General features: G+C 50.8%; 9 protein-coding genes and 3 pseudogenes. 4 read left to right on the top strand and 8 right to left on the bottom strand.

What is annotated here, in order from left to right:
- Positions 1-187 precede the first annotated feature (187 nt).
- Positions 188-1,666 carry a TlpA family protein disulfide reductase gene (locus BQ8005_RS12120; RefSeq protein WP_075318228.1) on the top strand — a complete coding sequence of 493 codons (1,479 nt, stop codon included), beginning with the start codon at positions 188-190 and terminating at the stop codon, positions 1,664-1,666.
- A gap of 408 nt (positions 1,667-2,074) precedes the next feature.
- Here the strand turns inward: BQ8005_RS12120 and BQ8005_RS12110 are convergent, their stop codons facing one another.
- The 3 genes from BQ8005_RS12110 to BQ8005_RS12095 form a co-directional block, all read right to left on the bottom strand.
- Complete coding sequence (locus tag BQ8005_RS12110) at positions 2,075-2,644, bottom strand: hypothetical protein (RefSeq protein ID WP_075318227.1); 570 nt, start codon at positions 2,642-2,644, stop codon at positions 2,075-2,077.
- Positions 2,645-2,656: 12 nt separating this feature from the next.
- On the bottom strand, positions 2,657-3,142 hold the full coding sequence (locus BQ8005_RS12105) for an RNA polymerase sigma factor (RefSeq protein WP_075318226.1): 486 nt from the start codon (positions 3,140-3,142) through the stop codon (positions 2,657-2,659).
- A gap of 298 nt (positions 3,143-3,440) precedes the next feature.
- Entirely contained in the window at positions 3,441-4,145 is a 705-nt protein-coding gene (locus tag BQ8005_RS12095; RefSeq protein ID WP_021847202.1) for a YczE/YyaS/YitT family protein, read from the bottom strand.
- A 132-nt stretch (positions 4,146-4,277) separates the two neighbouring features.
- Between BQ8005_RS12095 and BQ8005_RS12090 the strand changes: the two genes are divergently transcribed.
- The 3 genes from BQ8005_RS12090 (at position 4,278) to BQ8005_RS12080 (ending at position 10,062) form a co-directional block, all read left to right on the top strand.
- Complete coding sequence (locus tag BQ8005_RS12090) at positions 4,278-5,207, top strand: AraC family transcriptional regulator (protein WP_075318225.1); 930 nt, start codon at positions 4,278-4,280, stop codon at positions 5,205-5,207.
- Between the two features lie 279 nt (positions 5,208-5,486).
- On the top strand, positions 5,487-8,105 hold the full coding sequence (gene mutS, locus BQ8005_RS12085; RefSeq protein ID WP_075318224.1) for a DNA mismatch repair protein MutS: 2,619 nt from the start codon (positions 5,487-5,489) through the stop codon (positions 8,103-8,105).
- 142 nt (positions 8,106-8,247) lie between these two features.
- A complete protein-coding gene (locus tag BQ8005_RS12080; RefSeq protein ID WP_075318223.1) occupies positions 8,248-10,062 on the top strand; it encodes an IS1182 family transposase in 1,815 nt (604 codons plus the stop codon).
- A gap of 88 nt (positions 10,063-10,150) precedes the next feature.
- Here the strand turns inward: BQ8005_RS12080 and lgt are convergent, their stop codons facing one another.
- From lgt to BQ8005_RS12055, 5 genes and pseudogenes are all read right to left on the bottom strand, one after another.
- Positions 10,151-11,044, bottom strand: a complete 894-nt coding sequence (gene lgt / locus BQ8005_RS12075) for a prolipoprotein diacylglyceryl transferase (protein WP_075318222.1) — start codon at positions 11,042-11,044, stop codon at positions 10,151-10,153.
- A 74-nt stretch (positions 11,045-11,118) separates the two neighbouring features.
- Positions 11,119-11,595, bottom strand: a pseudogene (locus BQ8005_RS17540) (ketopantoate reductase C-terminal domain-containing protein); the annotation flags it as partial.
- A 165-nt stretch (positions 11,596-11,760) separates the two neighbouring features.
- Positions 11,761-13,317, bottom strand: a pseudogene (locus tag BQ8005_RS12065) (IS1182 family transposase); the annotation flags it as partial.
- 108 nt (positions 13,318-13,425) lie between these two features.
- Positions 13,426-13,857: pseudogene (locus BQ8005_RS12060) on the bottom strand (ketopantoate reductase family protein); the annotation flags it as partial.
- A 35-nt stretch (positions 13,858-13,892) separates the two neighbouring features.
- Positions 13,893-14,693 (bottom strand): carboxypeptidase-like regulatory domain-containing protein, encoded by an 801-nt coding sequence (locus BQ8005_RS12055; RefSeq protein ID WP_075318221.1) that lies wholly within the window; start codon positions 14,691-14,693, stop codon positions 13,893-13,895.
- Between the last annotated feature and the right edge of the window lie 5 nt (positions 14,694-14,698).

Below are 14,698 nucleotides of genomic sequence, written 5' to 3'. Positions count from 1 at the left end.
AAATCTGCAAATTTTGGAAGTGAAATAGGCTGTTTTATAACATGTATTAAAATCCTTACAGATTTATTTGGATAAGAATTTCTCTTTTAAGTATCTGTTTGCATCTCCGAAACATTCGTTTTTCTTATATTTGCTGCATCTTGCTATGGCAGAGAATAATTATATCTAACGATTTATGCAATTGTCTATGAAGCATCTATTTTTTGTGGTCTGTCTGTTTCTATGCAGCTTTGGCCGTCTTTGGGCCGATGGTCTTGAACCCGTTAAAACAGCTGTTGTGCAGGGCCGTATTCTGAATAGGGGAATTTATCCCAATGAGAAGGAATTGGAGTTGGTACTGGTTTCTTTTAACGCCAAACAGGAGACGGTGTATAAGGCTTCTATCAGGGAGGACGACACCTTCTCGTTTAACGTGCCGCTCTGCGAGGCGGTGTGCGAGTTTTCTCTTCGCAATTATGCACCCCGTCTGTATCTGGCACCAGGCGATAGCCTCTATTTACAGATTGATTTTAATGACTTGCTCCATCCGGTGGTAAAGGGAACTTCAGCTGCCTTGAATCAGGGTATGCTGGCTTTTGCAGAAGGAGGTTTCTATCAGTCGGATTATGTTTATATGGACGATGTAAACTCATCAGTAGAGGTGTTTGAAAAGGCCGTGCAGAAGGAATATGCGCTTCGGAAGCAGAAGCGGGAGGAGTTTCTGGAGCGTTATCGTCCCACCAGTGACGTGGCTGAACTGACGGAGCGTCTGTTGCTGGCCGACTATTACGCCGAACGTTTCCGTTATACGCAGCAACGCATCAGGCGGCTTTATGGCCAAAAGCAAGTGGACTGGCAGAAGGAAACGGCTGCCTGCGAGGCGTTGATGCCCGAGGTGGACGCATTACTGGCCGACAAAATTATTACGTCCGCTCATTTCCGCTTGATTCGTGATTTGACTTTTTATTTGAGATATAGACGTGCTGCGACGGGTGACCTTGATTTTACCGACAAGGATTTGGTTGATGAACAGAGAGGAAGCAGGGTGGCCCAGTTCCTGCTGGCCGACTTACTGGGTACTTCACTGGCAGTCAACGATACGGTAGCTTGGGATTCTGTTTGTCGGGAATATGATACGCTGGTGCAGATACCTGTACTCCGCCACTCTTTGGACTTGCTTTATCGGCGGACAACCGATTACTTGCGCCATCCCGAAGTCTTTTCCCGTTACCTGTTGCATGGCGATGCCGATACTCCCGAGGCGGAACAGTATATGGCGCCCTTGCGTTCGCTGATAGACAAGCATCGGGGCAAGGTGCTCTACATTGACTTTTGGGGAGTTTTCTGCCCTCCCTGCCTGGCGGAGATGGAGCCGTTGAAGAAGCTGTGTGCCCGATACAGCACGGACGATGTGGCGATGGTCAGCCTCTGCGTCAGCGGGAAACGCACTGATTACGAACGGATATTACAACGCTTTTCGCTTAAGGAAACAGTGTTGGAGTGTTTGCATTGGGAAGACTTTGCTGAGCGTGATGTCTTGCAGAAAATGTCCAAGCATCTGGGGCAGGACGGCATACCCTTCTTCCTGCTGGTGAATAAGGAGGGAGTAATTGTGAACTACGGCTCGGCTATCCGTCCCAGCTGGCCAAAGACGGCTGTCCAGATAGATCAGCTGAGGGAGGATTGAATGGAAAGATTGTGTGGAGTGGAGGCCATTTGCGTATGGGCATAAAAAAAGGAGTACCGCTGTACTCCAACCTTTTGTTAACCTTAAATCTAATACTATGAAAAACACATTGCAAATGTACGGACTTTGGGGAAATCTGCAAATAATGTAGTCAGAAAAGTCTGTTATATAACACGTTTTAGATCTTACATGCAGTTGTTAAGTAAAAAAGTCTTTAATGAGCCTTTAAGGCTTCCTGTTTTTGTCGGTGGTAGGTCTCAGCAAGGGTATCAAACGGTAGAAGTTTTTGCCTATCCTGATTTTATGATTGAAAATGGTGACTGTATAGCTTGTAAGGTCGTTTCCTGAAGCTGCAATAAAGGCGGGACAGGGCATTGCTTACCCTGTTCCGCCTATGCTTTTCTTCAGTCATTCTTCTTCTATCTGCTTGAGTTCTCGGTTGACTTCAATCATCTGCTTCACCCGGCCGTGCGTGTAGTGGAATATGAAATAGTCGGCTATGAGGCAGACGGCCAGTAGCAGTAGGATGAGGGTGCGGTTGAACAGCGTGTGGAAGTTGACGACGAGCATAATGGCAAAAAGGATGATAATCGGGTAGAGAATCAGATAGGTGCGGTTGTAGGCGGCTTTGTAGCGCAGGGCGTATCGGATTTGTACTTCCAGGTTCTCTGCCCGCTTCATACTGGTCAGCTGGTGTAGTCGGCCTGCCTGTAAGACGAGGCTGCCGGCGAGCAGAATGGCCGCTGTGATATTGGTAGCCAGGTGGTAGCCGGGGAACGTTGTCCAGGCATAGATACAGAACAGACACAAGACTACGATGGTCAACAGCCCTGTCTTCTCCAGTCTCATCAGTTTCTCCAATTGGTTTTCCTTGCGTGTGTTCAAGATTCTCTTTACTTCTTCCCGATGCAGGATTTCGTTGCGTGCGACCCGTTCGTTGAGTTCTTTCCACGCTTGTTGCATTTCTTCCAGATTCATGATAATGTAAAGTTAAAGGTTGGACATGGTTTTCAGTTTCTCTTTGATGCGGTGTAGCCTGACGGCTACCTGATTTCGGTTGGTACCGATGATGTCGGCAATCTCCTCGTAGGTCTTTCCGTCCAGCCAGAGGACGATGTACATGCGGTCCAGCTTGTTCAGGCGGCGAATGAGGCTGTAAAGGTCGTTCAGCATTTCGTCCTGCGGGTCGTCGTCCGTCAGGTCGGTATCTGTCAGACGTAGGGGTACGTACTCGTGGCGCTTCCTGCGGCGCAGGTCGGTGATGCAGGTGTTCAGCGCGATGCGATAGACCCAGGTGCCGAAGCTGCTTCTGTTTTCAAATGTCCTGTAGCTTTTCCACAGGTTGTACACTGTCTCCTGGTAGAGGTCGGCGAGGTCTTCCTTGTCTTGCGCATACAGCAGGCACACCTTGTAGACGATGGCCTGGTGTTGCAGCAGCAGGTCGGTGAATTCTTTTTCCTTGTTTTTGTCTGTCATTTTTCCGGCTTTTTGTTCAGTTGGTCGTCCGAGGTTTCCGATTAGTTACAGGCTGGTTCCGTTTTTTTCTGACTGGGAAAAATTATTTTGTCGACTGGGGAAGAATGGAGAGGAAACGTATGGGCATAAAAAAAGGAGTACCGCTGTACTCCAACCTTTGTTAACCTTAAAATCTAATACTATGAAAAACACGATGCAAAGGTACGCACTTTGGGGAAATCTGCAAATAATGCAAATATAAAATTCTGTTTTATAACATGTTTTAGACCTTACATGCAGTTGTTAAGTAAAAAAGTCTTTAACAGGCCTCTAAAGCCTCCTGTTTCTTGTCGGTGGCAGGTCTCAACACAGGGATCAGACGGTAGAGGTTCTTGCGCGTCATGATTTTGTGGTTGAGGAAAGTGACGATATAACCGGTAAGGCCGGCTGCAATGAGCGAGCCTTCGCGTACGCCCTCGATGGTTTGCGTGAAGGCCAGCGAGAGCAGGACGGCCAGTGTTACCAGTGTGACGTCGAAGCACACTTTCGTACGTCCGAACTCGCGGCGGTAGCGGCTGGAGGCATATTTTACGAACGCTTCGGCGCTCATCATGGCTACACGGGGCTTCAGTTCGAGCACCACGCCTACCGACTGGACGAGGCATCCTACGAGCAGCAAGGCGATGGACATGGCATAGTTGGACGGGCGGATGTCGGCCGCAAGGAGCATATTCAGGTCGATGAAGGCCGAGAAGATGAAGGAGAAAGGAATCTGGAGGAGGATTTCGACGGTGTCCTGACGACTGCCCCGTCCGCGTACCAGCCAGAACTGCCCTACGATGAGCAGCATGTTGATGATGAATGTACAGGTGCCCAGTGTGAGCGGTGTGTTGAGGCTCATCACATAGTTGACACTCGAGATGGGAGTCGTGCCCAATGCCGAACGGACTATGAGTACCACACCCGCAGCCAGGAAGTACAATCCTGCTACAAATACCAGATATCTTTTGAACATACTTTTCATATCCTGATCTTTTTACCTTGTTTTCGGGGCGCAAAGTTCGCCTTTTTCGTTCGCATCGGGTTATACAATCCGATTCAATTTTTGTATATTACGAAACAAATACTACTTTTGCAGGCATATATTTGAACTGAAATGGTAAAATCTTGTATATTCGACAATGCAGGGATGCTGAAAGAGCGTCCGGGAATCCCCCATTATCGGGAAGATGTGGTCTGCTTCGAAAGCGGATACGACAACCGCAACTATCCGGCAGATGTAGCCTACTTCAACCGTGAACTCTATCTGATCTTTATACTGGAAGGGCGTTCGGAGATATTGCTCAACGGAGAACATATCGTCATGGAGTCGGGCACACTGCTGGTGCATGGGGCCAACTACCTGACCGACCATCTGTTTTCGTCGAAAGACATCCGCTTCATTACCCTTTCCATTTCGGAAGCCATGCTGACCAACGATTCATACCTGACGCAGACGGCCGCCCTCCTGCTGTCTACCCTGCGGCAGAACAGGCAATATACCCTCCTGCTGGCCGAAGACGAGATGCAGGAGATGCGCAGCCAGCTGGAAGTGCTGATGCGGCTGCTGGATTCCGACCACAAGTTCCTCTTCCGCCGTCTTCAGGCTGCCTGCAATGCCCTGTTGCTCGATATTGCCGACTTCCTTTCGCGGCGTACCCCCATCCGCCGGCATATAAGCCCCAAGGAGCATGTGTTGCAGGAATTCTATGCCCTCGTCACCCGTCATTTCCGCGAAGAGCATTTTGTGGCTTTCTATGCCCGCGAGCTGGCTATCAGCGAACAGTATCTGTCGCGCATCGTACGGACGGGGACGGGCAAGACGGTGAACGGCATCATCAGCGAGCTGCTGCTGATGGAGGCGCGTACTTTGCTGGGCAATCGCAGTCTGGCGGTGAGCGATGTAGCGGTAAGACTCAATTTCAGCGACACTTCTGCTTTCTGCAAATTCTTCCGGCGGAATGCGGGCGAAACGCCGTTGGGGTTCAGGAAAAGGTTGTGGCGCGAGGTAGCTGTGCCGGCAGTGACGGACGGGAAAGAAGAATGAGCCGACGGGGAGGCTTGTTGGCGTAAGGGCATAAAAAAAGGAGTACCGCTGTACTCCAACCTTTGTTAACCTTAAAATCTAATACTATGAAAAACACGATGCAAAGGTACAGACTTTTGGGAAATTTGCAAATTCTGCAAGAAAAAACGCATGTTATATAACATGTTTTATGAATATGCGCTATTTTGTTAAGGGTTACTAAGGAATGGGAGCCCGCAGATGCTTGTTTTCTAAAAAAGATTTATCTTTGTTTCTGTTTAGTTTTTAAGCCGAAACCTCATGAACGAAGATATTGTCCTTACACCGATGATGAAACAGTTTCTCGACCTCAAGGCCAAGCACCCTGACGCCGTGATGCTGTTCCGTTGCGGAGACTTCTATGAAACCTACTCGACCGATGCCATTGTGGCCTCCGAAATCCTGGGCATCACGCTGACCAAGCGTGCCAACGGCAAGGAGAAGACCATCGAGATGGCCGGATTTCCCTATCATGCGCTCGACACGTACCTGCCCAAGCTCATCCGTGCGGGCAAGCGCGTGGCCATCTGCGACCAGCTGGAAGACCCCAAGCTGACCAAGAAGTTGGTGAAGCGCGGCATTACGGAGCTGGTGACGCCCGGTGTCAGCATCAACGACAACGTGCTGAACTACCGCGAGAACAACTTCCTGGCTGCCGTACACTTCGGCAAGGGAGCCTGCGGCGTGGCTTTTCTGGACATATCGACGGGTGAGTTCCTGACGGCAGAAGGCCCCTTCGACTACATCGACAAGCTGCTCAACAACTTCGGCCCCAAGGAGGTGCTCTTCGAACGAGGCAAGCGGCCGATGTTCGAAGGTAATTTCGGAAGCAAGTTCTTCACCTTCGAGCTGGACGACTGGGTGTTTACCGAAACGACGGCCCGCGAAAAGCTGCTGAAACACTTCGAGGTGAAGAATCTGAAAGGCTTCGGCGTGGAGCACCTGAAGAACGGTATCATCGCGTCGGGAGCCATCCTGCAATACCTCATCATGACGCAACATACGCAGATAGGTCACATCACGTCGCTGGCCCGCATCGAGGAGGACAAGTACGTCCGGCTCGATAAGTTCACCGTGCGCAGCCTCGAGCTGATGGGCTCGATGAACGACGGGGGCAGTTCGCTGCTCAGCGTCATCGACAGGACCATCTGCCCCATGGGTGCCCGCCTGATGAAACGCTGGCTGGTGTTCCCGCTGAAGGACGTGCGCCCCATCAACGACCGCCTGGACGTGGTGGAATACTTCTTCCGCCAGCCCGACTTCCGCGACTTGGTGGAGGAGCAGCTGCACCGCATCGGCGACCTGGAGCGCATCCTGTCGAAGGTGGCCGTGGGACGTGTCAGCCCCCGCGAGGTGGTGGCGCTGAAGGTGGCGCTGCAGGCCGTCGAACCCATCAAGCAGGCCTGCCTGGAGGCCGACAATGCCAGCCTGAACCGTATCGGCGAGCAGCTCAACGTCTGCCAGTCCATCCGCGACCGCATCGACCGTGAAATCAACAACGACCCGCCGCTGCTGGTCAACAAGGGCGGCGTCATCAAGCAGGGCGTCAGCGCCGAGCTCGATGAGCTGCGCCAGATAGCCTACAGCGGCAAGGACTACCTGCTCCAGTTGCAGCAGCGCGAAAGCGAGCTGACGGGCATACCGAGCCTGAAGATAGGTTACAACAACGTCTTCGGCTACTACATCGAGGTGCGCAACGTCCACAAGGAGAAAGTACCCCAGGAGTGGATACGCAAGCAGACGTTGGTCAACGCCGAACGCTACATCACGCAGGAACTGAAGGAATACGAAGAGAAGATACTCGGCGCGGAAGACAAGATACTGGTGCTCGAGACACAGCTCTACAACGAGCTGGTGCAGGCTCTGAGCGAGTTTATCCCCGCCATCCAGATCAATGCCAATCAGGTGGCCCGCCTCGACTGCCTCCTGTCGTTTGCCACGGCCGCGCGCGAGAACAACTACATCCGTCCCGTCCTTTCGGACGACGACGTGCTCGACATCCGTCAGGGCCGCCATCCCGTCATCGAGAAGCAGCTCCCCATCGGCGAGAAGTATGTGGCCAACGACGTGATGCTCGACAGCCAGACACAGCAGATTATCATCATCACCGGTCCCAACATGGCCGGTAAGTCGGCCTTGCTCCGCCAGACGGCCCTCATCACCCTCATGGCGCAGATAGGCTGCTTCGTGCCTGCCGAGAGCGCGCACATCGGGGTGGTAGACAAGATATTCACCCGTGTGGGCGCCAGCGACAACATCTCCGTGGGCGAATCGACCTTCATGGTCGAGATGAACGAGGCGGCCGACATCCTGAACAACCTCTCGCCGCGCAGCCTCGTGCTCTTCGATGAGCTGGGGCGCGGCACGTCGACCTACGACGGCATTTCTATCGCCTGGGCCATCGTGGAGTACATTCACGAACATCCGCGGGCCAAGGCGCGCACCCTCTTTGCCACGCACTACCACGAGCTGAACGAAATGGAGAAGAGCTTCGTCCGCATCAAGAACTACAACGTGGCGGTGAAGGAGGTGGACGGCAAGGTCATCTTCCTGCGCAAGCTGGAGCGGGGTGGCAGCGAACACTCCTTCGGTATCCATGTGGCCAAGCTGGCAGGCATGCCCAAGAGCATCGTGAAGCGCGCCGACGAAATCCTGAAGCAGCTGGAGCGCGAGAACCGCCAGACGGGTACTGTCACGGGCAAGACCATCACCGAAGGGCCGTCGTCGGCCGGCGGCATGCAGCTCAGCTTTTTCCAGCTGGACGACCCCGTGCTGTACCAGATACGCGACGAGATACTGAATCTCGACGTGAACAACCTGACGCCTCTCGAGGCGCTGAACAAGCTGAACGACATCAAGCGCATCGTCAAAGGGAAATAAAATATCCTGTTTTTGAAAATGATTGATGAAGGTGTGTCAAAAAGCACACCTTCTTTGTTTAGCACAAAGCCCCGACTTTCACAAGCTGGGGCTTTGTTATTACCTAAAGATTTTGTATCTTTAAGCCTAAAGATTTATACATATGGCAAAGATACATTTTCGTCCCTACACTCCCAACCAAACGGTACTATTTCCGCAAAGAATCGATGAAGATATTGCAGAAAACGATCCTATACGCATGGTTGACGCTTTGGTTGAAAGCCTGAATCTTGAAGGTTTCAGGAAGTTATACAAAGAATGCGGCCGTAGTCCTTACCATCCCAAGATGATGCTAAAGGTTATCTTGTATGCCTATATGAACAATATATACTCCTGCCGGAAAATAGAAAAGCTCCTTCGTCGTGATATCCATTACATTTGGTTAGCCGGTTATGAGAAACCGGACTTTATTACTATCAACCGTTTCCGTAATCGGGTGAAGAAGGAGATCAACGAAGTGTTTACCCAAACCGTACTTCTGCTTTCATCCAAAGGTTTCATCAGTCTGAATGTGGAATATATTGACGGAACAAAGATTGAGTCCAAGGCCAACAAATATACTTTTGTATGGCGGAAGAGCGTTGAGCGAAACCGTGAACGACTGATGAAGAAAATCAGTGTTTTGTTAAGCCAAATAGATGACGTCATCGCTCAGGAAAAAGCTTCGGAAAACAACGAGGAAATTGAGTTTACTCCTTCCATGCTGACAGAAATGGCGGGAGAATTACGCACTGCTCTTGAACAGACTTCAGAACCATCCACGAAAGAGCAGAAATCTGCGCTGGGAAAGAAACGCAAGCAGCTGAAAGAACTGGAAGCACATAGAGATAAGCTTCAGGAATACAATAACCATCTGGACAATCTTCAGGACCGCAACTCTTATTCCAAGACAGACAAAGAGGCCACTTTTATGAGAATGAAGGAGGATGCCATGCACAACGGTCAGACAAAACCAGGATATAATCTTCAGATTGCTACGGAAAATCAATTCATTATCGATTATTCTCTTTTTCCGAATCCGACTGACACCTTGACGATGATTCCCTTTCTGAAGTCCTTTGCCGACAGATACGGCCGTTTGGCTCATACGGTGGTTGCTGATTCCGGTTACGGATCAGAAGAGAATTACCACTTTATGTCGGAAAACGGGATGGAAGCATACGTCAAATACAATTGTTTCCACATGGAGCAGCGGCCAAGATTTAAACCGAATCCTTTTAAAGCCGAAAACTTTTTCTACAATGAAGAACAGGACTACTGCGTCTGTCCAATGGGACAAAAGATGCAGAGGGCAGGTACCAGGCATACGAAAACCGAATCCGGATATGTAGTCGAATATGCCAGGTATAGGGCTGTCAGATGCGAAGGGTGTCCGTTAAGATGTCTGTGTTTTAAAGCTAAAGGAAACAGGACGATAGAACTGAATCACCGACTCAGGATATACAAACAGAAAGCCCGGGAACTTCTCTGTTCCGAAGAAGGACTGAAACACAGAGGGCAAAGGTGTATAGAACCGGAAGCTGTATTTGGACAGATAAAATTCAACATGAACTACAAGCGCTTCCGTCATTTTGGAAAGGACAAGGTCCTTATGGACTTTTCCTTCCTGGCCATCGCCTTCAATATAAAAAAGATGTGTACCAAGATGAATAAAGAGGGGATAAATTGGCCAATTAAACACCTTTACGGCCTTATTACCACTCATTTAAGCTATTGGGAACAAAATATCGAGATTATCTTCAGAATATCGCTGCTTGAAAAAGTTAACAACGCTCTTATCGTTGATAAAGAAAAGAGGGTGAATCGCGTATTACGACACACCCTCGTTTTATATCGACAATCTGGCATGGACGCAACGAAGATGGCAGATGTGATTGCTTACTTCCTTTGCCTTTCTATAAAAGATACGACCTTTTGATGCAAAAGAAGCAATGTTTTGCATCAAAAGGTCGTATCTTTCAGGGGAAAAGCGGGGATGTTTTCAGCGGTCCGAAGCCACAGGGACGTCACGCCTTCTTCTGTCGTCCGTAGAAGAACATGAAGTAGAGGCCGATGAGGACGAAGGGCACACTGAGCCACTGGCCCATGTTCAGCGTCATGCCGTCCTCGAAGTCCACCTGGTTCTCCTTGAGGAACTCGATGAAGAAGCGGAAGACGAAGATTTCCGTTAGGCAGAGGCCGAAGAAGAAGCCGCGGTGATAGAGCGGGGTGACTTGTGCGTCGGCTTTCGCACCCTTGCTGAAGTCGGTACGCGGGATGGCAGGAGCCTGTTTCTGCCCGCGCTTGTATAGCCACACCATGCCGAGGAAGAAGACGAAATAGGCCAGCGCCTCGTAGAACTGGGCCGGATGGCGGGGCACCATGTCCACCCGCTCGAAGACGAAAGCCCAGGGTACGTCCGTCGGCCGCCCGATAATCTCGGAGTTCATCAGATTGGCCAGACGGATGCAGCAGGCGGTGATGGGGGTGGCTACGGCAATCATGTCGAGCACGTCCATGTAGTGCATCTTCGTCTTGCGGCAGTAGAGCCATAGGGCGATGATGAGTCCCAGCGTGCCGCCGTGGCTGGCCAGGCCTTCGTAGCCCGTAAACTTCCATCCGCCATCCGGCAGGAACTTCACGGGGAGAATCATTTCCCAGAAGTGGTGCAGGTAGTAGTCGGGCTGGTAGAACAGGCAGTGGCCCAGGCGGGCACCGATGAGGATACCGAAGAAGCAGTAGAAGAACAGCGGTTCGAACTTGTCGTCGCCGATGCGCCGGTCGCGGTATTCTTTCTGCACGATGAAGTAGGCAAAAGCCAGGCCGATGACCCACAGCAGGCCATAGTAACGGATGGAGATGCCGAAGAGGTTGAACAGTTCGGGATCGGGGTTCCAGTGGATGTTGAGTAACGGTAACATGACGTTTCTTTCTTAGTTTTATGGTTACGGTTGCCAAAAGTAGTCTTTATCCGGCAAAGAACAAAATCCGCGGGTCAGAGATTTCTGAACTTTTCTGCCACCATCCGGTAGGTGGGGATGTCGATGCCCTGCGCTTCGGCGGCGGCAATCATGTCGAACAGCAGTCCCTGTACCTCACTTTCGTGTCCGCGAGCCATGTCTTTCTGCATGGAGGCGGTGCTGTGCGGGTCGAGCTTGTCCATCACCTTCAGATTGTATTCCACCAGGTCTTCCTTCGGCTCTATGCCCAGTTTGCGGCCCAAGGCGGCACTTTCGCGTGAGAGGCCGATAAATGTATCGCGCACGACGCCAGGCTTCTGTACTTCGCCCATAGGCACGTCGTAGTAGGCGCCCGTCACAGCCATGGCCGAGATGAACGACCACTTGACGAAGGTGTCGCGGTTGATGTCGTCCGAGATTTCGGCCTTGATGCCGCTGTCCTGCAGGTCGCGCTGCACGGCTTCGAGTGTTTCACGGGGAACATCCGTTCCTTGGTGCGCACCATAGACCAGGAGGGTGTGTCGTAATACGCGATTCACCCTCTTTTCTTTATCAACGATAAGAGCGTTGTTAACTTTTTCAAGCAGCGATATTCTGAAGATAATCTCGATATTTTGTTCCCAATAGCTTAAATGAGTGGTAATAAGGCCGTAAAGGTGTTTAATTGGCCAATTTATCCCCTCTTTATTCATCTTGGTACACATCTTTTTTATATTGAAGGCGATGGCCAGGAAGGAAAAGTCCATAAGGACCTTGTCCTTTCCAAAATGACGGAAGCGCTTGTAGTTCATGTTGAATTTTATCTGTCCAAATACAGCTTCCGGTTCTATACACCTTTGCCCTCTGTGTTTCAGTCCTTCTTCGGAACAGAGAAGTTCCCGGGCTTTCTGTTTGTATATCCTGAGTCGGTGATTCAGTTCTATCGTCCTGTTTCCTTTAGCTTTAAAACACAGACATCTTAACGGACACCCTTCGCATCTGACAGCCCTATACCTGGCATATTCGACTACATATCCGGATTCGGTTTTCGTATGCCTGGTACCTGCCCTCTGCATCTTTTGTCCCATTGGACAGACGCAGTAGTCCTGTTCTTCATTGTAGAAAAAGTTTTCGGCTTTAAAAGGATTCGGTTTAAATCTTGGCCGCTGCTCCATGTGGAAACAATTGTATTTGACGTATGCTTCCATCCCGTTTTCCGACATAAAGTGGTAATTCTCTTCTGATCCGTAACCGGAATCAGCAACCACCGTATGAGCCAAACGGCCGTATCTGTCGGCAAAGGACTTCAGAAAGGGAATCATCGTCAAGGTGTCAGTCGGATTCGGAAAAAGAGAATAATCGATAATGAATTGATTTTCCGTAGCAATCTGAAGATTATATCCTGGTTTTGTCTGACCGTTGTGCATGGCATCCTCCTTCATTCTCATAAAAGTGGCCTCTTTGTCTGTCTTGGAATAAGAGTTGCGGTCCTGAAGATTGTCCAGATGGTTATTGTATTCCTGAAGCTTATCTCTATGTGCTTCCAGTTCTTTCAGCTGCTTGCGTTTCTTTCCCAGCGCAGATTTCTGCTCTTTCGTGGATGGTTCTGAAGTCTGTTCAAGAGCAGTGCGTAATTCTCCCGCCATTTCTGTCAGCATGGAAGGAGTAAACTCAATTTCCTCGTTGTTTTCCGAAGCTTTTTCCTGAGCGATGACGTCATCTATTTGGCTTAACAAAACACTGATTTTCTTCATCAGTCGTTCACGGTTTCGCTCAACGCTCTTCCGCCATACAAAAGTATATTTGTTGGCCTTGGACTCAATCTTTGTTCCGTCAATATATTCCACATTCAGACTGATGAAACCTTTGGATGAAAGCAGAAGTACGGTTTGGGTAAACACTTCGTTGATCTCCTTCTTCACCCGATTACGGAAACGGTTGATAGTAATAAAGTCCGGTTTCTCATAACCGGCTAACCAAATGTAATGGATATCACGACGAAGGAGCTTTTCTATTTTCCGGCAGGAGTATATATTGTTCATATAGGCATACAAGATAACCTTTAGCATCATCTTGGGATGGTAAGGACTACGGCCGCATTCTTTGTATAACTTCCTGAAACCTTCAAGATTCAGGCTTTCAACCAAAGCGTCAACCATGCGTATAGGATCGTTTTCTGCAATATCTTCATCGATTCTTTGCGGAAATAGTACCGTTTGGTTGGGAGTGTAGGGACGAAAATGTATCTTTGCCATATGTATAAATCTTTAGGCTTAAAGATACAAAATCTTTAGGTAACAACAAAGCCCCAGCTTGTGAAAGTCGGGGCTTTGTGCTAAACAAAGAAGGTGTGCTTTTTGACACACCTTCCCCATCTGTGTGATTTCGCCCCGGCCGCTGACGAAGCCCACGATGTAGATACAGCCGTCGAGCACCGTCGCGCCCGGCACCAGACGCTGGATGCGGGGCCCTGTGCCATAGACGTTGAGGATGGGGATGACCACGGTTTCGGGTTTCGAGGCCCGCCGGATGAGGTCGGTGATGGAATTGACGGAATATCCTTTGACGCAGACAAAGATGACGTCTGCCTTGTCCTGATATTCCTCGGCCGTACAGGCGGGGGCATGCAGGGTGTGTTCGCCCTTGAGGTCGGAGTGGAGACGGAGTCCGTGTTCGCGGATAGCGGCCAGGTGTTCGCCGCGGGCAATGCAGGTGACGTTTTTCCCTGCCAGTGCCAAGAAGGCGGCGATGCTTCCGCCTACGCCGCCGGTACCTGCAATGAGATAGTTCTTCATGCTGTATTTGTTTTTGAGGGTTAGGATGTATTTGTTCAGTTTACATACTTTTCTTTTTCCATATAGTAGAGCCCTTCACCCCGGTCGCCGTTGTCCAGGTCTTCCAGTTCTACCTTGGAGACGTGGTAGGGCAGGGCGGTACTGCGCTTGGGGCGGTCTGTGGTGAGGAGGTAGGCATTCCCCCATTCGTCGGCCGAGAAGTATTCCTTGATTTCCTGCTTCATCAGGATGGGTACTTCCTCGCCATCTATCCATACAGTGGCCTTCAGGCGGTCGAGGGTGGGGGCGAGGCGGACGGCACGTGCGTCGTCGCGTGCGGCTCCCTGCTCGATGTTGTCCACGTCTTGGGCATGCTGCGTCTGGGAGGCTTCCATCTGCTGGAAGCGGGTTAGGCTCATGGGGCGGACGAATATCTGGTAGCAGGGCATGGCTCCGGGGATGCGGAACACGCGCAGGCCGTAGACTTCCATGCGATGGTAGCGGATGTCGAGCGTCGTGTCGCGGTCGGCGATGAAGTCCCATGCCCAGAATTCCAGCCGCTGGTCGGCTGCCGGCAGGGCCGAACCTTTGGGCGTATGCGGATAGGTGTCCATGCGCAAGGCTCCCATACTTTGGTACTTGCCGCGGGGAATGCGTATCGAGTAGCGCCCGTCGGCATCTGTCATGGCCTGGGCTGCGTCGTCGAACGAAGGTGTCTGCCAGAAGAGCGAACAACAGTCGATGGGCTGTCCTTCGTAGTCGGTCACGCGTCCACAGATGGTTACGCTGTCGGCCGCCGTCTGTGCCTGCAGGGGGAGAACCAGAAGGGCGAGGAGGAGTGGGAGAATTGTTTTCATGGAGT

It is taken from the genome of Bacteroides togonis (assembly GCF_900130135.1).
GTDB classification, from domain to species: domain Bacteria; phylum Bacteroidota; class Bacteroidia; order Bacteroidales; family Bacteroidaceae; genus Bacteroides; species Bacteroides pullorum.
The sequence above is the reverse complement of the archived record's forward strand: the minus strand, read 5'-3'. Positions and strand labels throughout refer to the sequence as shown.